Below are 19,074 nucleotides of genomic sequence, written 5' to 3'. Positions count from 1 at the left end.
ATGCGTCTTTCTGAAGAGGGAGATGATTCGCAATGCTATGGATGATTTTAGCCGATAATCTTATCGCAAAAAGTTCACAACAAATACATTATTTTTAATAAATGTGTCACGGGATAGAAAATTTAACTTAAAATAAAGATAAGCTTCTAACTTTATAGGTAGAAGAAAAGCAGTCACTGGCCCGATCCCCAGCGCAAGCTCTGCTGCATTTTTAACAATAAATTTTAATTAGGTCTCACCAGCGCCGTAAAAATCCACCTAGTGCTTGGAAATCAGCACTTTTTTGGAATGTCGCAGAGTCCACGCGATCGCAAAACTCAATTAGATATGCTCAAAAACGATTCATCCAAGTATCTGCCAACCTTAGCTCAAGTAATAGACCGCTACCCCTTGACAGTGGCGCCCGATACCCCACTAGCAGAAGTAATTACCCTGATGGGCCAACGGCGCCCAAGTTGCTCTCTAAACGCAGTCATTCCACCAACTGATATCTATCAGCCACTAACAGAAATCGTAAATTCGCCCACCTCAAGTGCATTCAGAGACGCGACAGGTATCTGCGTCTTTGTCGTGGAAAAATCACTCTTAAAATTATCCTCGCACTCTGATCCACATTCTCAATTGCAAGGAATCTTCACAGAAAGGGATCTTGTCGATTTGATTGCCTCGGGCAAAAACTTAAAAGGAGTCACCATCGCACAAGTGATGAGGCAGCCGACAGCAACTCTGACAAAATCCGAGACTCAAGACATTTTCAGCGCCCTAATTCTGCTGGGGCAACGAAGAATTAAGCATTTGCCAATATTGGATAGTGAAGGTCAACTATTAGGAGTAATTACGCCGGAAAGCATTCGCCAAGCCATGCTCAAACCGGCAAATATCTTAAAAATGCGGCGCGTGAAAGAAGTAATGACCGCACAAGTCATTCAAGCGCCTCGCTCCGCGTCAGTTAGGAGTTTAGCCGAGTTGATGGCGCAGCACCGCGTTAGCTGCGTAGTAATTACGGAATCAACAGAATTATCGAGGGATTTACCGTTCCCAATTCCAGTAGGTATAGTCACAGAACGGGATATTGTCGAATTTCAAGCTTTAGATATAGATTTGTCGCAAACGATCGCCCAAACTGTGATGAGTACCCCCTTATTTAGCCTCAAGCAAGAAGACTCGCTGTGGGTAGCTCATCAGGAAATGCACCAGCGTTTAGTCCGTAGGTTGGTAGTAACGGGGGAACAGGGAGAACTCCTGGGAATAGTTACTCAAACCAACATACTGCGCGTACTTGACCCGATGGAAATGTCCGGGGCGATCGATGTTCTGCACGATTCAGTGACAGAAAGAACTAGGGAATTGCAACAAGCGATCGCCTCCCTCAGCTTGACTAACGCCAGACTAGAAAGCGAAATTGCTATCCGCGTTAGGGCCGAGGCCAGACTCCACCTTTTAGAATCTGCTGTAGTGAACGCTAACGACGCAATCGTGATTATGGATGCCGGAGACAGCGATATCTCCGACCCCACCATCATCTATGCCAACGAAGCTTTTACCCAAATGACGGGCTACCTACCCGAAGAAATCATTGGACAAACCCCCAGTTGCTTGCGCGGCCCAGAAAGCGACCCCACCCAAGTCGCTAAAATTCGCCGTGCTTTCTCTCGCCGAGAACCCCTACGCCTGGAATTGATTAACTACCGCAAAGACGGTTCAACTTATTGGGTGGAACTCAACAGTGTACCCATTGCCGATACCTCCGGGAACGTTACCAACTGGGTGTCTGTGCAGCGAGATATTACCGATCGCAAGCGCATGGAACAAGCATTTTTTGAAGAAAAAGAACTCGCTCAGGTAACACTACAATCGATCGGCGATGCCGTCATTACTACTGACGCCGACGGCTGCATTTCCACCCTGAATCCAGTTGCCGAAACACTCACGGGTTGGTCTACATTGGAAGCTAAAGGTTTGCCCCTCGCCAGGGTGCTGAGAATAGTTGACGAAACTACCAGGCTGCCGATCGAAAATATCGCCGAAATCGCTTTGTCCGAAGGTCGGATTGTTGACCAAGGGCGCAACAATTTGCTGATTGCCCACAACAACAGCGAATTTGCGATCGACCACTGCGTCGCCCCCATCCACGCTAGCAGCGGCGAAATTGTCGGCGCCGTCGTTGTGTTCCGAGATGTCACACAAGTGCGAACTCAAGCGCGGCAACTCACCTGGCAGGCAACTCATGACCCCCTGACGCAATTAGTCAACCGCCGGGAATTTGAGTACCAGCTAGAGCACGCCCTACACGGCGCTCAAGGTTACGGGCAAGAACACGTGATGCTTTACCTGGATCTCGATCGCTTCAAAATAGTTAACGATACCTGCGGTCATGCGGCAGGGGACGAACTGCTGCGCCAAGTCAGCCAGCTATTTAAAAGCAATATCCGCAAAACCGATATTTTGGCGCGTTTGGGTGGCGATGAATTTGCCGTACTCCTGTACCATTGTCCCGTCGAACGAGGATTGAATGTTGCAGAATCGCTGCTGCGAAGCATTCAACGATTCCGCTTTGCGTGGCAGGATAAAACTTTTGCGATCGGCGTCAGTATCGGTTTGGTAGCAATCAATCCCAAAACAGCCTCGACATCTGCGATTTTGAGCGCGGCCGATATTGCCTGTTACGCTGCTAAAAATAAAGGCCGCAACCGGGTGCAGATTTATCAAGCCGGCGATCAAGAATTAATTAAACAGCACGGCGAAACGCAGTGGGTGGTGCAAATTAATCAAGCTTTAGAAGAGAATCGCTTTTGCTTGTACTCTCAGCCGATCGTACCTTTGCTCAACTCTCCAACCACCGGAACCCACTGCGAAATCCTCCTGCGCCTCCAGTTGGAAACTGGTGAGTTGGTGTCGCCGATGGCGTTTATTCCGGCAGCCGAACGCTACAACTTGATGCACGCGATCGACCGCTGGGTAATTAGTACTTTATTTAGCCATTTATCTAAAATTTTCACGGCCAATTTATTAGTCCAAAACCCTGGGGTAGACAGCGATAAAATAGTTACCTTCCCTGCTTGCTCTCTTTCTGAGCTGCAATCGTCATTTGGCAAATATCCCAACCTTTATTCCATCAACCTTTCTGGGGACAGCCTCAACGAAGAAAAGTTTATCGAGTTTATTCAGGAGCAGTTTTCTATCCATCAAATACCGCCGCAAATAATTTGTTTTGAAATTACCGAAACCGTTGCCATTGGTAATCTCAGTAAGGCAGCCAGCTTGATTTGGCAACTCAAAGAACTAGGCTGCCAGTTTGCCTTGGACGACTTCGGCAGCGGGATGTCTTCCTTTGCTTACCTGAAAAGTTTGCCGGTTGATTATCTCAAAATAGACGGCAATTTTATTAAGCATATTGTAGACAATCCTATTGATGTCGCTATGGTGGAAGCTATTACCAAAATCGCTCACGTCATGGGAATTAAAACTATTGCCGAGTATGTTGAAAATCAAACGATTATGGATAAACTCAATGAACTTGGGGTAGATTACGCTCAAGGTTATCATTTGGGAAAGCCTCAACCTTGTAACTTCACATCTCCTATTTTAGAGGAATTTTTGGGGGAGTTTCCTGTTAATTCTTTGGCTTTTGAGGCTAAGCTGGCTTGTTGAAGAAGGATGTGGGGCAACGATCAAGCCATAGGATTTAACCAATTTAAGGGAGAGATGTTGAGGGAACAAGGAAAAGGGAGATGTTAAGTGGTGATCTCAATTCCCCATTCCCCCTTTTTCCATTACCCATTACCTTCTACAATTGTTTCCGCTGCTTCAATGTACTGACTGTCTAACAGAAAAGCACCTTTTTCAAAGCGAATTCCCCAATAATTGCCGGGACGGCGATCGATCACAATGCCTTCAGCGCCGATCGCAATTAAATTCGCAGGCCGCAGCATCGGCATCGGTTCGGCAGTTTTGACGTAAGGCGGCATCGCCACAACTCTGACTTTTTGACCGATGGTAAATTCTTTTTCCATGATTTTATTTCCTAAAAAAACACAGCGATAAAGGAATTTCAACAAGAAATGTTTCTGTTTAATTGATAGATAGATTGATTAGGGATGGATAATAAAATGGGAAATCATGGATCATTATCAAGGGAATTACGGCTAAATTATTGATATTTTAGGCTTCCATCTTCGTTATATTCAAGTTCATGATATTTTCCCCCTAACCCTAAGTCATGAATACATCGTTGGTAGTTTTTGGCTCCCATATCGAAAGGGTTAGTCCTGTTCAATCTGGCCCATTCCGCTATCCTTAGCTGGTTAGTTACCCCTGAAGCATCGGCTACGGTTTTGACAATCCAATCAAACATTTTTTTCCTCTAAGCTGTCTCTCACTCTACATCTCTATATTAGCTATATATTCGCCTATGGCAATTAAACATTTTTTTCCTCTAAGCTGTCTCTCACCCCTAACTCGGACGATCGCCCGTAACACGCCTGACCGATCGCGCTACAATTGTCAATCGGGATGAAAATGGCTGATTAGGAAAGTAGAGGAGTAGGTGTTATGGCTACAAGTCGTCGCATTGAGCGTGTAGCTTCAATGATTAAACGGGAAGTCAGCCTGATGTTGCTGAATGGAATCAAGGACGACCGGGTAGGTGCCGGTATGGTTAGCGTTACCGACGTAATTGTTTCTGGAGACCTTCAGCATACAAAAATTTTTGTCAGCATCTACGGTACTGATGAGGCGAAGGCTGAAACTATGGAAGGGTTGAAATCTGCTACTAGCTACGTCCGCAACCAGTTGGGCCAACGATTGCAACTGCGCCGGACGCCGGAGGTGATTTTTCTGGAAGACCGTTCTTTGGAACGGGGCGATAAAATGTTGATACTGCTGAATCAGCTTTCTGCCGATCGCAAACCAGGTATGTTTGATGACGAAGAATTGGCCGATGGCAATGAAAATGATGATGATGATGATTTAGAAGCAGACGAGGATTAGGTCTGAAGGTAGTCAACAACCCAAAGTCAACAGTCAACAGTCAACAGTCAACAGTCAACAGTCAACAAACAATTCCTAATTTCCCATGATTGACAATCTTTCCTTACCCGAACTGGTGGCCCAGATGTTCGTGGTGCGCGCTTCTGGCTGCTTGTTCGACCACCAAATTCGCTATCCCGAATGGGAACCAACTGCTAGCAAACTCCGCTATTATCTGGAAAAGTTGGGCGTCGGCGGGGTGATTTTGGTCGGGGGAAGTGCTGCGGAGTTGGCAGTTCGATCGCACCAATTGCAGTCTTGGGCTAAGTTTCCGCTACTGCTGGCTGCTGATATTGAAGAAGGTGTCGGCCAGCGGTTCGCAGGGGCGACTTGGTTCGGGCCGCCGATGGCAATTGCTGAAATTGCGCGGCACGATGCAGGTAAAGCCGATCGATATGCTGAACAAATGGGCGCTGTCACTGCGATCGAAGCTAGGGCGATCGGTCTAAATTGGATTCTCGCACCAGTGGTGGATGTTAACAACAATCCCGACAATCCTGTGATTAACGTCCGCGCTTTTGGAGAAACACCGGAAATTGTCGGGAAATTAGCCGCTGCTTTTATTCGAGGTGCAGGTGAACACCCGGTTTTGACTACAGCTAAGCATTTTCCCGGTCACGGCGACACGGCGGTTGATTCTCACTTGGAATTGCCGGTTTTGCCACATTCCCCAGCGAGATTGGCCCAGGTTGAATTGCCTCCTTTTGTCGAGGCGATGGCTGCTGGGGTCGATGCTGTGATGAGTGCTCACTTGCTGATTCCGGCTTGGGATGCGGAGTTTCCTGCTACTCTTTCTCACAAGATTTTGATCGGGAAGCTGCGAGAAGAGTTGGGATTTGAAGGTTTAATTGTGACGGATGCTTTGGTGATGGGTGCGATCGCCAATAAGTACGGCGCTAATGAAGCTGCTGTTTTGGCTGCTGAGGCTGGTGCTGATGTTTTGCTGATGCCGCTTGACCCGGAAGCGGCGATTCTCGCGGTCTGCGAAGCTGTCACTCAAGGGCGGATTTCACTATCACAAATTAAGGAATCTGTCAAGCGCATTTGGAAAGCGAAAATAAAGGTGGGTATGTTGATTTCTGACCCCCCCCAACCCCCCCTTAGCAAGGGGGGGAGCAAGAATCTAGAATCGATTTCTGACCCCCCCCAACCCCCCCTTAGCAAGGGGGGGAGCAAGAATTTACAATCCCTAGAGTCGATCGACTTAAGTTTGCTGGCAAACCCACAGGCAAGGGCAACTGCTGCCGATATTTTGCGAGATTCTTTGAAATTTGGCGGCAATCTACCTTTGCAGGTTGCAAAACCCGCAGAAAACCAGGTTTTGCGGAATTTGATTGTTGTAGATGATGTTTTGGGGTGCGAGTTTTTGGGCAACCACACTCCGGCGATCGCCCTTCCCGAACAGTTTGGTTACGAATTGCAACTGATTGACGATCGCACAGGGGCGATCGCTGATAATACAGGTGCAGAGCATTTTTATCCGACACTGCTGCAAATTTTCATTCGCGGCAATTGCTTCCGAGGCAGTGCTGGTTTGACCGAAGCAGCTCAAGATTGGTTTAAGAAATTATTAAAAACTGGAGAACTGCAAGCTGTGTTAATTTACGGCAGTCCCTACGTTTTAGAGCAATTTTTGCCACACTTGCCTCCGAGTATTCCTTATGTATTTTGTTATGGGCAAATGTCGGCCGCGCAATCTCTCGTTCTAGAAGTGCTATTCGGCATTGACGGGACTGGTAGTGCTTGAGTTGCCGGACTCCTAAATCTTCCCTTTGTTGTTTCCGTCAGGACTTAAATTCATCAACCCGGTTTCTCGCAAGAAATGTTGCCTTTGGTGGCAAAGCATCGAGAAACCGGGAATCCGATGCGGGTTCCTAAGTTCTGAATTGAACTTTCCAGCAGATCCGCTTCCTAGTCAGGAAAATGTGCTGTTTATCAATATCCTAAGACTGATCTCATCACTTACTGATGATTCGTATAATTTATTTTTATTTACGGCAGTGAATTGTATAGCTGGATACGGACAAAATTTAACTTCCATATTCGTAAGTTTGGACTATATTATTACCAGGGCCATAAAACTTTTTAGTAAAACATTGAGGGCGCATTATGATTCACTCCACTATTCCCCAAATCCAATACTCTTTAGATGTCATCCAAGATGAAGCGCGTCACCTCGTCCACGAGGGCGTACTGAGCCGCCAACAGCCTATATACACGCTTTGCCAATTCATTCCGCCCCGGGAATGGGCTTGTGTAGAGTGCGAATTAGAAAAATGCGACTTCTTGCTGCGCGATCGCATTGCCGACCTGATAGGTTCTGAAAAATGGGACAATGACTAAATTTTGGTTCTCTTAAATTAAGTTGGCAAGTAAACTCCGGCTGTGTTAAAGATTCTTGATTCTTTAGTACTGGGAATTTTCGGCGCGCAAATTTTCCAACTCGGCCCTCAGCGCTGCCATATGTGCAGTTAATTCTTGAATCTCTAGCTTTACGTTAGGCTGTACAACCGAATCGGGAGGAGCATCAGTCGCTGCATCTGATTGCTTGGGCGAGACAGATTCATTGTCTGCATTCTCCCGATCGCCCGGTTGAGAGAAAATAGTATCTACAAAATTCCGGGCTTCTCGCTCTGTCATTTCTCCTTTTTCGAGCAGCTCATCGGCTAGCTGGCCAAAATCTGACTTCAGTTTGTCAAGATTTTCTTCTCGCTTCAGAGGATCTTGCAATGTCTCAATTAAAAAGGAAGTTGCACCTAAAGTTAGGTGAAATCCTGTTTGCAGCATTTGAGGCAGGTTGTCGGGATTCATCTAAAAATGCCGCTAGAACGTTTTTCTGAGTTTTTAGTTCGCTAGTTGCTCCCAAGTCGGGGCGTAAAGCCGCTTCTTAGCGCGAAGATGCTGGCGTTGTGGGTCGTGATCGCCCCGATTCAGGAAATATCAGCTTTTGGGGGGACGTTTTACCATTGTGCCAATACTAATCGTATCATTACTGCGTAAATTAATAAATGTCAAGTGTAAACTTTTGTAACTACGAATCGAGACTTTCCCACTGATTTTAGATTTTAGATTTTAGATTTTAGATTAAACAGGACTTACGCACTGCGACTAAAAAAACCTGGTTGCTGGGCCTCCGTGCGTCAGTCCTGTTCAAGCCCGTTAAGGATACAGCGCCTCACCGGTGGAGGGGTCAAATATAAATAGTCGATCGAAGTCAAGCTGTACTGTCAGCCGATCGCCCGATCGCAAGCGAACACTCGCAGGTATTTGTAACTGTACAGTAGTTTCAGCGCTCAGCAAAGGCAAACTCGCCCGAATTAAAGTTTCTCGCCCCAGAGGTTCCACTACTTTTACCTCTACATCAAGAGGGACTTTTTCTAAAGCCCAAACATCGGTTTTCAAATCATCATCATCATCTTCTACTGTTTGTGGCGTAAAGATTTCTATATTTTCTGGACGGATGCCCAAATCAAATCCTTGTCCTTCTCTCGCCTGCAATTTTTTCTGAATCGAGGGCGGACAGACTAAAGATTGATCTCCTATTTGAAAGGATTCGTTAGTATAAATAGCCGGCAAAATGTTCATGGCGGGATTGCCTAAAAAGGTGGCCACCATGCGGTTAGCTGGTTTGGCGTAAATGCTTTGCGGGTCTCCAATTTGTTGAATCTTTCCCCCATTTAAGACTACAATCTTATCAGCTAAAGTCATCGCTTCCACTTGGTCGTGGGTGACGTAAATTGTGGTAATTCCCAGCCGTTGATGCAGTTGTTTGAGCTCGGCTCTAGTGTCATCTCGCAGTTGAGCGTCGAGGTTAGAAAGCGGTTCATCTAAAAGAAACACTTTCGGTTCGCGGGCGATCGCCCTTCCCAGTGCTACCCGCTGCTGCTGTCCGCCTGATAGCTGTTTGGGCTTACGCTTGAGAAGGTGGTCGATCGAGAGCGATCGGGCTACTGTTTCGACTCGTTCTTGAATTTTAGTCGGGTCCACATTCCGCATCCGCAATCCAAATGCCAAGTTTTCTGCGACAGTCATGTGCGGGTAAAGCGCGTAATTTTGAAACACCATTGCTACATCCCGCTGTCTCGCCGGAATGTTGTTAACTAAATTATCTCCGATGTAAAGATTGCCGGAAGTGGCGGTTTCTAAACCTGCAATTGTCCGCATAATTGTCGATTTCCCGCAGCCGGAGGGCCCGACTAATACCCAAAATTCCCCGTCCGGGATTTTGAAGCTGATGTTTTCGATCGCGGTGACGTTTTGGTAGCGTCGGGTAATATTTTCTAAGCGAACATTTGCCATTTTTTAATTGTAATTGGTAATTGATAATTAGTGCTTTTTACCTTCAGCCTTCAGGGTTCAGAAAACTGTTCTAATTCTAAAATTGTGCGGTCTAATTCTTCAACTATAGGCGTTAACTCAGCTTGGCGGAATGCTTCTACTAAAGAACGATAATACCAGAGAGAACCGTCTTTGCCACCTTTGAAGCGTTCCCAAACAGTATCTCCTAATTGACGGGAATCTTTCAGGATAGATCGAGCATTATAAAGTTTATCAGCAGCCGAGACTAATCTGACCGAGGCAGAAGCTGTAGAAATGCGATCGATATAAGCTTGTTTTCGCTGTCGCCAAGGGGGTTTCGGCGTCTCCTCACTGTCGGTACACCCGTCTACAATTGCTGTGACGCTATCCCCAAAGCGGCGGCGGATGGCTTCGCGGGTGGTGGCGCCGCCTTGATCTTCGATCGCATCGTGAAGCAAAGCTGCGATCGCCTCATCTTCATTTGCCCCATATTCTAAAGCTATACTAGCAGTGCCCAACAAATGGGCAATGTAGGGAACGCCGGAACCTTTGCGAACTTGGGTAGCGTGCAATTCGGCGGCATAGGTGAGGGCTTCAGAAAAACGGTTTGAGAGAATCATGAAAGTCACCTTTCTGAATTGCTATGATATATAAATTGTCGGGCTAAGTGGAAAAGACAAAATCTACCACGTTCAATCATGTCATCGAATGCGATCGAGAGCGATCGCTTGTAAACTTATAATCGTTAAACAGAGGTTGCGAGCATGACAGCTACTATAATTATACCCAAAAATGCCGACCAAAACTCAGAGCCAGAATTACCGCAAAAATCAGAAAATATAGCAGAAATTCCGCCAAAATCTGAGCCAAAAAAAGTCATATCTCTTGAAGATTTTTTAGTCAGACCTGCTGATAGAATGGAATGGGTTGACGGCAACTTAGTGGAGAAAACAGGAATGACATTCAAGCATGGTCTCGCTCAATCTAAATTATCTACATCCTGGAGAAATTACAAAAATTCCAGCGGACAGGGAGGAGAAGTTCTTACAGAAGTCCTTTGCCGGACTAGCAAGCAGGGTCGCCGTCCCGATGTTGCTTACATTACTCCTGAACTGCTGCCAGAATCAGGCAATTTTACAGCATTTTCCCAAAGTTTTCCTTTGATAGCGGAAGTTACTTCCCCGGAAGATAGCGGCGAAGAGTTATTCGCAAAAGCTCAAGAATATTTGGAATCGGGATGTTTAGAAGTTTGGTTGTTGTTTCCTGAAGCTAGATTAATATTTGTCAATGGGGGGCAAAGCTGGCGGTTGTTTAATGCCGATGAAGTTGTTAACACTCAAAGTGTGCTTGCAGGTTTTAGCGTAGCCGTAAGTGAATTGTTGGCTTGAGGAATTTGTTAAACTAATTTATTAAAATCCTAAAAAGAGAAAGTCACGGTGAGAAACTTTAGCTTAAGACTGGGTTTAATGAGAATGTGGGAAGGATCAAATCGAGTTTAAGATCGACCTACAGGTAACTTTGAAGTATTGATACAATTAACATCTGATTAGGGGACTGCGGCATAGACTGAAAAGGGCTGACCATAAATAAAGGGTAAGCAGATTCATCCCACGACTAAAAGCCCAGGGCTTTCTTTGGGATTTTCTGTAAACGGTAGTCTTCGATGGGAATTGGGTTGAGAGATTGTTGGTGGAGTGCGTGCGATCGCCTTTAAATTTGAGCCAGAACGATCGCCCGATTTACTAAAAAAAACCCTCGGCCAACAGATCGCCCGCTGATCACAACCTCCGGGCAACTCCACCAACCAACGGCACATCAACCAACTCAGCGATTGTTGCACTTGCGTCAGAAAGAGAAAACCACTGGCAACTTGCTAATGGGACTGCTGGTTGGAGGTACGACATTAATTGTTAGCGTCGGTGTCTAGCCAGGAATTTAAGCGCCTTGAAAGCTTTACCAAGGTGGATTGAATATCAAGCTAGCAATTCCTCAAAGTCTATTTTATAGAGAAGCTACTACCATGTCTCTGCCAAACTCATCCCTGAATCTATTTAAACTTAAGCGCAAACTTTCCCTGCGATCGCTCTTGATAGTCCCGTTTGTACTACAAATCTTCGTAGCAGTTGGACTAACGGGATATATTTCCCTGCGGAATGGACAGAAGGCAGTCAATGATGTTGCCAGTCAGTTACGACAAGAGATGAGCTATCGCCTCAACCTGCAAGTTCTAAACTATTTAGAAAAACCTTATATTGCCGGACAAGTGATCGTAGTTGCGGCCCAAGAGGGTCAGCTTGATTTAACAGATTTCACCAAACTGGAACGAACTTTGTGGCGGTTAGTCAGCCAAAATACCCTCGAAGACGTGCAAATTGGTTTAGAGGATGGCACGAGTATTGCCCTAGATACAACAATCAATGACGGCATCGTTTCTCGCCTCAGTGACAAAGCGCGTCTACCTCAACGCCGATTCTACAAACTTGATAATCAAGGTCAACGGGTCGCATTGCTCAAAACTCAGGCAGAGTTTGACCCTCGGACTCGACCTTGGTATCAAGTTGTACAGCAAGCTGGAAAACCAGCCTGGACATCTGTGCCCTACGTCAGCAGTTCGTATAAATCGGCTACGCTGGCTCTATCCCAGCCGATTTACAATCGCTATGGAACGTTACTAGGGGTGGAAAAAAGCACCTTTCGACTCGACAAGATTCATCGTTTTCTGAGCGAGTTGAAGGTGGGTCAAACGGGACAAACGTTTATCGTCGATCGAGCAGGCAATCAGATTGCCAGTTCAACGATCAAACAGCCTTACATTATCGATCTTAAAAAAGAGGAGTTGCAACAAATTCCTGCCGTCAAGTCTGAAAGTTCTGTAATTCGTGCCACAGCGCAAGCTATCCTCGATCGATTTGGCAACTTCAACGCTATTGCACAGAGTCAACAGCTTGATTTTATGCTGGCAAACCAACGGCAGTTCGTGCAGGTTTCCGCCATTCGAGACGAACGAGGTATCGATTGGTTCAGCGTTGTTGTGGTGCCTGAATCAGATTTCATGGCACAAATCAATGCCAATACTCGTACTACAATTTTGCTGTGTCTAGGGGCTTTGGTAGTGACGACTATACTGGGTCTTTTTACTTCGCGTTGGATTATCAAACCGATTTTGCAGCTACAAAAAGCCAGTCAGGCGATTAGTTCGGGACAGTTGGATCAAACACTTCAGGTGCAAGGTATTAGTGAATTAGAATCGCTGGCAGATTCCTTTAATCAGATGGCGGGTCAACTCAAAACCTCCTTTATCGAACTGGAAAGCCGTGTCGAGGAACGCACCGCAGAACTGAAAGAAGCAAAACTTGTAGCCGATGGCGCAAACCAAGCAAAAAGCGAATTTCTTGCCAACATGAGCCACGAACTCCGCACTCCCCTCAACGGTATTTTGGGCTATGCTCAAATCCTCAACCGCAGCAGCGCATTGCCAGCGAAAGAACGTCATGGGGTAGAAATCATTCACCAGTGTGGTTCTCATTTGCTGACGCTGATTAACGATGTGTTGGACTTGTCCAAAATTGAAGCCGGTAAATTAGAACTCGCACCTCAAGCGATTCACTTTCCCTCATTCATCCAAGGTGTCGCTGAAATCTGCCGCATTCGTGCCGACCAAAAAAACATTGACTTCGTTTACGATCCCGATCCACATTTGCCTGAAGGGATTTTTGCCGATGAAAAACGGCTACGTCAGGTGTTACTCAACTTGGTGGGAAATGCAATTAAATTCACCGACAAAGGTTCTGTCACGCTGAAGGTTGCTGTAGTTGAGAACCCTCTCAATCCATCCACTCGCTCTTTCAAATTTCAAGTTCAGGATACGGGTGTAGGAATTGCGCCCGATCATTTGGAGAAAATTTTCCAGGCTTTTGAACAAGTGGGCGATCGCCAGCGCCAAGCCGAGGGAACGGGTTTAGGACTCGCGATCAGCCAAAGGATTGTCCAACTCATGAACGGAAAAATCCAAGTTAATAGCCAACCCGGAGTCGGCAGTGAGTTCTTTTTTGAGGTGGAACTGGCGATCGCCACCGATTGGGTACAGCAAAACTCCTTCACAACAGGAAAACAAATTATTGGTTACGAAGGACAACAACGCAGCATACTTGTAGTAGACGATCGTTGGGAGAACCGAGCCGTTCTCGTCAACTTGTTAGAGCCACTAGGATTCCAAGTTAGTGAGGCCGAAAATGGACAAGCAGGATTGGAAAAAATACGACAGTCTCAACCGGACTTAGTGATTACAGACTTAGCAATGCCAGTCATGGACGGCTTTGAGCTGCTCAAACAAATTCGCAGTGTAAAGGATTTGCCCCACCCTAAGATCATTGTCTCTTCTGCATCAGTTGCACAAGCCTATCAACAGATGAGTTTAGATGCAGGGGGAAATGATTTCCTGGCAAAGCCAGTGGAAGTCAGTGAATTATTTAACCTCTTAGCCACTCATTTGGAATTAAAATGGAAATATGAAATGACAGGCTCCAACGAGTCTGAACCATCCACTCCAACCACTGCATTAGAGAACCCAGAAGGGATGATTATTCCTTCTGCGGTAGACTTAAAAAAGTTACTAGAATTGGCGCAACAAGGCAACTTAAAACGGCTACGATCGCACACAGAGCATATTGCTCAATCTCACCCTCGCTACGCTAATTTTGCCTCAGAAATTCTTCAGTTGGCCAAGCAATTTAAAGCCGAAGAGATTGAAGAGTTGCTACAACAACATCTCACAGAGAAGAAAGCCGATGTCTAGTCCTGAATTAATTCTGGTGGTGGATGATACCCCTGCAAACTTAGAAGTAGTTTGTGAAACTTTAAGTGATGCGGGGTACGAAGTAGCAACCGCAATCAATGGCGATCGCGCTCTTAAGCGAGTCCAAGCTTATCCTCCCGATCTGATCTTGCTCGACGTTCAAATGCCAGGAATTGACGGCTTTGAAACCTGTAAACGTCTGAAGGCAGATCCGAAAACAGCCAGTATTCCGATCATTTTTATGACCGCTCTCTCCGATGCCGACAGTAAGGTGAAAGGATTTGTCCTGGGTGCTGTGGACTACATCACCAAACCCTTTCAAGAACAGGAGGTGCTAGCACGGGTAAAAACTCATTTGCAGCTACGACAGTTAACTAAAAATCTCGAACAGCGTGTAGCTGAGCAAACGGCTGATTTAGAAGCAGCACTCACACAACTGCAACAGTCTCAGCTTCATTTAGTCCACACCGAAAAGATGTCTGCTTTGGGAAATTTAGTCGCGGGTGTCGCGCACGAAATTAATAACCCGCTTTGCTTTATTGCTGGCAATCTGAAACCCGCTCAGGACTATATTAAAGACCTCTTTCAACTAATTGATTTATACCAAAAAGAACTCCCTTATCCAAGTGCCTCACTACAGGAATTCGTGGAGGAAATAGATTTGGAATATTTACAAGAGGATTTACCCAAGTTAATCGATTCGATGCAAGAAGGAGTCGAGCGCATTCACACAATCAGCACCAGTTTAAGAAACTTCTCGCGTTCTGATTGCGATCGCCCCATTCATTACAACATCCACGACGGCATTGACAGCACAATCTTGATTCTCAAGCATCGCCTCAAAGCCAACGAATGTCGCCCGGAAATTGCAGTCATCACAGACTATGGCGATCTGCCACCGGTAGAATGCTTTGCCGGACAGTTAAATCAGGTATTTATGAATGTGCTGGCAAATGCGATCGATGCCCTAGAGGAATCAAATAAAGGACGCAGTTTTGCTCAGATCAAAGCCAACCCCAACCAGATTACTGTCAAAACCCAATTGTCGGAATCTCAGGCAGTGATCCGAATTCAGGATAATGGGATTGGCATTACGGATGCAGTGAAGCCAAAAATCTTTGAGCATCTGTTCACCACCAAAGGCGTGGGGCAAGGAACAGGGCTGGGATTGGCGATCGCTCGTCAAATCGTAGTTGAGAAACACTCTGGAACTCTAGAAGTTAACTCAACTTTAGGTCAAGGTACAGAGTTTGTGATTTCAATTCCGGTGAGGGCGATCGCTGTAAAAGACATTCAGGCAAAGATTTGCGTTGACGCAGCATAACAAATCGTTGCAGCGGTGCCATAAAAATGATTGATAGCGCCCCTTCAAACCATCCAAACTATTGATATAGTAGTACGCGGTGCAAAAAACGGTAAACCATGACAGCCACAAATCTCGTCAATAAATTTGAGTACAAACCCCTATACAAACCCAATCAGTTAATTTGCGGAACGGGGCAAACAGCCATTGTCAGCGGCTGGACAGTAAAAAGTGCGATCGGCAAACATTTACAACCTCAAGAATATGCTGCGATCGGACAACTATACTCTCCTACTCGTGGCATCAACTTCTTAATTAGAAACTTGCTGTGCAATCCCCACGTCCGCTTTTTAGTAATTCTCAACGCTACCAAAGAAGACCGCAATTCGGGTGCGGCAGCCTGCTTACTCGACTTTTTTCGCAACGGCTTTGAAGCGGGAAAAAGCGATACTGGTAGAGATTGCTGGCTAATTAAATCTTCAATATTTGGCTACATTGATATTGAAATAGCAGCAGAAGCCTTAGAACTATTGCGTCATAAAATAGAATGGATAGAAGCAAAAACCATAGCAGAAACTGTGACTTTTGTCAAGTCTTTTGCCCAAAAAGAATCTGTTGAACCTTGGGGAGAAACCGTAACTTTTCCGTTAGTCGAAATCGTCCCGACTGTACTCCCCGGTCAGAAATACGGACATAGAATCGAAGGCAAAACTATCGCCGAAACTTGGGTAAAAATTATCCACCGAATTAAGACCACCGGCACCCTGCGGCCGACTGGTTATGACGGACAGTGGCAAGAATTAATCGACTTAATGGCAGTCATTACAGATGAACCTGCGGAGTTCTATTTTCCTGAACCCAATTACTTACCAATAGACCGCGATTTCCTCGAACAGTACAAACCGCAAATGCTCGAAGATGCCCCATATAACGAAGGCATTAAATATACCTACGCCCAGCGGATGCGGTCGTGGTTTGGACGCGATCAAATTGAAGAAGTTATTACCAAACTAATTAAAGAAATTGACGCAGCCAGTGCTGTAATTAGTTTGTGGGATGCGGGCGGAAATATTAACAGAAGACGTGACGGTTCCTCCGACCACCAGCACAGCGGCAGTCCTTGTTTAAATCACATTTGGGTGCGAGTTGTAGACAGTGAAATATCGCTAACGGCAACTCTCCGTAGTAATGATATGTTTGCGGCTTGGCCGGCCAATGCAATGGGTTTGCGGGCTTTGCAGCAGCATATTCGAGATGAAATTGCGAGGCGTTCCGATTATAATTTGACAATGGGCCCGTTGGTAACGTTGAGTCAATCTGCTCACTTGTATGACGATACCTTTGAAAATGCCGATCGACTAATTCAAACCCAATATGCTAAAATCTGCGAAGATCGAGACTTTTTCGATGCAGCGGGCAATTTTTTAGTTGAAGTAGCCGACAATCAAATAGTTGTCACGCAAACCACCCCCGGCAGCGGCGAAGTTGTCACCTGTTATTCTGGAAAAAACCCTCTCAAGTTAGTGCGAGAAATTTGTGCGGCTTCCCCTGCCATCCAACCCGATCATATTGGTTATTTGGGAATAGAATTGCAAAAGGCGGCCGAGTGTCTGAAAACCAGCAACCAATACATTCAGGATAGAAAATGAATCTAGAAGAAGAAAGACCGACTTGGGACGAATACTTCTTAATGTTAGCAAAATTGGCTGCTACTCGATCGACTTGTCTGGCTTTTCCTGTAGGCGCGGTGATAACTAAAAACAGGCAAGTTTTAGCAACCGGTTACAACGGTTCGCCGTCAGGTTCGGCACACTGTACAACTCAAGGCTTCTGCTATCCTGGTTTGAGTAGTTGCGACGCCAGCAAAACTTTGCCCTCAAGGGCGGTTCACGCGGAAGCAAATGCGATCGCTAAAGCTGCTAAACACGGTATATCTACTGCTGGGGCTAGTATTTACGTCACTTTAGAACCCTGCATCTATTGTTTGAAATTAGTCATTGCCGCTGGAATTAGAGAAGTGTTTTACGAAACGAGTTTTAACAGCGGAGAAAAAGCTGCTTTGAGAGATACTTTTATCAGTGAAGGTATTGTTGAGTTAAAACAAATTCAGTTATCTGAAGAGACAGCAAAAAAAGCCGCTTTGTTTTTGTTGCATCCTACATCGGTGGCCAAAAATTTAGTATAGGCTCAATCCTCCCCGTGGTTGTCGCAGCCACAGGAAATAACTGTGCGGTGTCCCTATAAATGATATTTATGTGCTGGCAATTTGTAGGGATACGGCACTGCTGTGTCCTAAATACCGCGTGATACAAAGGATATTTATTGCACGTCTTGCAAAGACACAGCACTGCCATACCCTTACAACAAATAGAGATGACAATTAACCAAAAAACGTCCTGACTAATTGTGAATACCGTGTAGTTCAATCAATCAAACTCATTCACCGCTTGCAAATAGTCGATCGCCGCATCTATCCTCGAAGAATACTTAAAAGCAAACTGATCGAACCAATATCCCTCATCGGAATTCTTATCCAACTTTTTCAGCCAAACCTGAGCTTGCCTAACTTTCTGTCTGTGCGTTTGTACGTCCAACTGCAGCCCCGCGACTTTTTCTGCGGGCCGCGGTTCCAGTGAAGCTACTTCCTGAGCTTGATTTTGTGCTTCGTGCTCAGGCTTAAGCGGTTGCTGTGAAGCGACTGCCTGAGCTTGATTTTGCGCTTCGTACTCAGCCTTAATTTGAGCTAAATCCTTATCCAAAGGACTAGCATACAAATTTATATCTGATGTTTTAAATGTTTGATTTGACGGCACTGCTGCTTGTGGTACAGGCGCTTGTGCTTGCACTGGTGTCTGACTTTTCAACTCAGCATTTTTTTGAGATGCTTGATACTCTGCCTTAAGTTCACCTAACAGGCGATCGATAGATTCCATAACTTAAACCCCCTAAAAAATGCTGCTGGCCCAACTAGCACAAATATAATCGCATGAACTTCGCCCGCCTCCTCAATCAGTTATTGCATTCAGCAATACCTCTGTCAGGGTCATTCCTTCAATATCATCCATCGTGACAGTATCAACGATATCGAATTTAGCACCGGCGCTTTGCAGTTCGTCATCCAATATCTTGAGAAACTTAGTAGCTTCCGGCGCATTTCCTACTTGAATGAAAGAAATCGCCAACTCTTCATCTCGATCGAGCTTCCGAGACGCCTCTATAATCGTTTTCATCACTTCTTTGCGATCGTCCGGTTCCCCGTCCGTCACCACTAATAATGTTTCCCCATTTTGCTTGGTCTTACCGGATGCTTTGCGCTGAAAATAACTGTTCAGGGCGTCTTGCAGAACAGCAGCTAAATTCGTAGTCCCCGAAGGTTCGTTTTCTTGGAAAATTTGCACGACTTTAGCTGATGTTACGTTGTCGTAGCGCTTGAAGCGACCGGAAAACACATAAACTGTTATGCCATCAGGATCGAGTTCTTCGCATTTATTCGCCAATGCGATGGTCGATTCTTGCATGAGCGCCCACCGACTTTTACCGCCCATCTGGTCTTTTGTGTACATACTGCCGCTTTTGTCAATAATGATGGTATAATCGCGGTTCTGAAGCATAAGATTTTTCCTGTTAATTAAGTTCCAAAAATATCAAA

At 45.7% G+C, this 19,074-nt stretch carries 15 protein-coding genes; 9 read left to right on the top strand and 6 right to left on the bottom strand.

The annotated features are described in order from the left end of the window. The first annotated feature begins 288 nt into the window (after positions 1-288). On the top strand, positions 289-3,651 hold the full coding sequence (locus Q5691_RS15875; protein WP_333345568.1) for an EAL domain-containing protein: 3,363 nt from the start codon (positions 289-291) through the stop codon (positions 3,649-3,651). 122 nt (positions 3,652-3,773) lie between these two features. Here Q5691_RS15875 and sipA read toward each other — a convergent pair whose 3' ends face one another. Further along, positions 3,774-4,013, bottom strand: a complete 240-nt coding sequence (gene sipA / locus Q5691_RS15870; protein ID WP_333202698.1) for a regulatory protein SipA — start codon at positions 4,011-4,013, stop codon at positions 3,774-3,776. Between the two features lie 538 nt (positions 4,014-4,551). On the opposite strand from sipA, the gene rbfA reads away from it, so the two are divergent. The 3 genes from rbfA (at position 4,552) to Q5691_RS15855 (ending at position 7,371) form a co-directional block, all read left to right on the top strand. Continuing rightward, complete coding sequence (gene rbfA / locus Q5691_RS15865; protein ID WP_333322869.1) at positions 4,552-4,989, top strand: 30S ribosome-binding factor RbfA; 438 nt, start codon at positions 4,552-4,554, stop codon at positions 4,987-4,989. 85 nt (positions 4,990-5,074) lie between these two features. Further along, positions 5,075-6,775, top strand: a complete 1,701-nt coding sequence (locus Q5691_RS15860) for a glycoside hydrolase family 3 N-terminal domain-containing protein (protein ID WP_333345566.1) — start codon at positions 5,075-5,077, stop codon at positions 6,773-6,775. Between the two features lie 362 nt (positions 6,776-7,137). Continuing rightward, positions 7,138-7,371: a DUF4327 family protein gene (locus Q5691_RS15855; protein ID WP_333057778.1), complete on the top strand. Its 234-nt coding sequence runs from the start codon at positions 7,138-7,140 to the stop codon at positions 7,369-7,371. Positions 7,372-7,434: 63 nt separating this feature from the next. On the opposite strand, the gene Q5691_RS15850 is transcribed toward Q5691_RS15855, so the two are convergent. The 3 genes from Q5691_RS15850 to Q5691_RS15840 form a co-directional block, all read right to left on the bottom strand. Then, complete coding sequence (locus Q5691_RS15850) at positions 7,435-7,839, bottom strand: hypothetical protein (RefSeq protein ID WP_333212650.1); 405 nt, start codon at positions 7,837-7,839, stop codon at positions 7,435-7,437. Between the two features lie 348 nt (positions 7,840-8,187). Next, positions 8,188-9,327 (bottom strand): ABC transporter ATP-binding protein, encoded by a 1,140-nt coding sequence (locus Q5691_RS15845; protein ID WP_333212648.1) that lies wholly within the window; start codon positions 9,325-9,327, stop codon positions 8,188-8,190. Between the two features lie 50 nt (positions 9,328-9,377). Next, complete coding sequence (locus Q5691_RS15840; protein ID WP_333212646.1) at positions 9,378-9,947, bottom strand: HD domain-containing protein; 570 nt, start codon at positions 9,945-9,947, stop codon at positions 9,378-9,380. 144 nt (positions 9,948-10,091) lie between these two features. On the opposite strand from Q5691_RS15840, the gene Q5691_RS15835 reads away from it, so the two are divergent. The 5 genes from Q5691_RS15835 to Q5691_RS15815 all read left to right on the top strand — a co-directional run bounded on the left by Q5691_RS15835 (position 10,092) and on the right by Q5691_RS15815 (position 17,610). Continuing rightward, the gene (locus tag Q5691_RS15835; RefSeq protein ID WP_333345563.1) at positions 10,092-10,715 is read left to right on the top strand and encodes a Uma2 family endonuclease; all 624 of its coding nucleotides are present in this window, start codon (positions 10,092-10,094) and stop codon (positions 10,713-10,715) included. A 578-nt stretch (positions 10,716-11,293) separates the two neighbouring features. Next, entirely contained in the window at positions 11,294-14,122 is a 2,829-nt protein-coding gene (locus tag Q5691_RS15830) for an ATP-binding protein (protein ID WP_333310955.1), read from the top strand. Continuing rightward, positions 14,115-15,446, top strand: coding sequence for a response regulator (locus tag Q5691_RS15825; RefSeq protein ID WP_333310953.1), 1,332 nt, complete (start codon positions 14,115-14,117; stop codon positions 15,444-15,446). Before Q5691_RS15830 ends, Q5691_RS15825 begins: the two co-directional genes overlap by 8 nt. 98 nt (positions 15,447-15,544) lie before the next feature. Further along, positions 15,545-17,074, top strand: a complete 1,530-nt coding sequence (locus Q5691_RS15820; protein ID WP_333310951.1) for a thymidylate synthase — start codon at positions 15,545-15,547, stop codon at positions 17,072-17,074. Beyond that, positions 17,071-17,610, top strand: coding sequence for a dCMP deaminase family protein (locus Q5691_RS15815; RefSeq protein WP_333212636.1), 540 nt, complete (start codon positions 17,071-17,073; stop codon positions 17,608-17,610). Before Q5691_RS15820 ends, Q5691_RS15815 begins: the two co-directional genes overlap by 4 nt. Before the next feature lie 241 nt (positions 17,611-17,851). Here Q5691_RS15815 and Q5691_RS15810 read toward each other — a convergent pair whose 3' ends face one another. Together Q5691_RS15810 and Q5691_RS15805 are read right to left on the bottom strand one after the other, a co-directional pair. Beyond that, complete coding sequence (locus Q5691_RS15810; protein WP_333212634.1) at positions 17,852-18,358, bottom strand: salt stress protein, Slr1339 family; 507 nt, start codon at positions 18,356-18,358, stop codon at positions 17,852-17,854. A gap of 72 nt (positions 18,359-18,430) precedes the next feature. Further along, positions 18,431-19,036: a VWA domain-containing protein gene (locus tag Q5691_RS15805; RefSeq protein ID WP_333101807.1), complete on the bottom strand. Its 606-nt coding sequence runs from the start codon at positions 19,034-19,036 to the stop codon at positions 18,431-18,433. Positions 19,037-19,074: the final 38 nt, after the last annotated feature.

It is taken from the genome of Microcoleus sp. w1-18aA5, assembly GCF_036701705.1.
GTDB lineage: Bacteria > Cyanobacteriota > Cyanobacteriia > Cyanobacteriales > Microcoleaceae > Microcoleus.
This window is presented reverse-complemented; position numbering and strand designations above follow the sequence as displayed.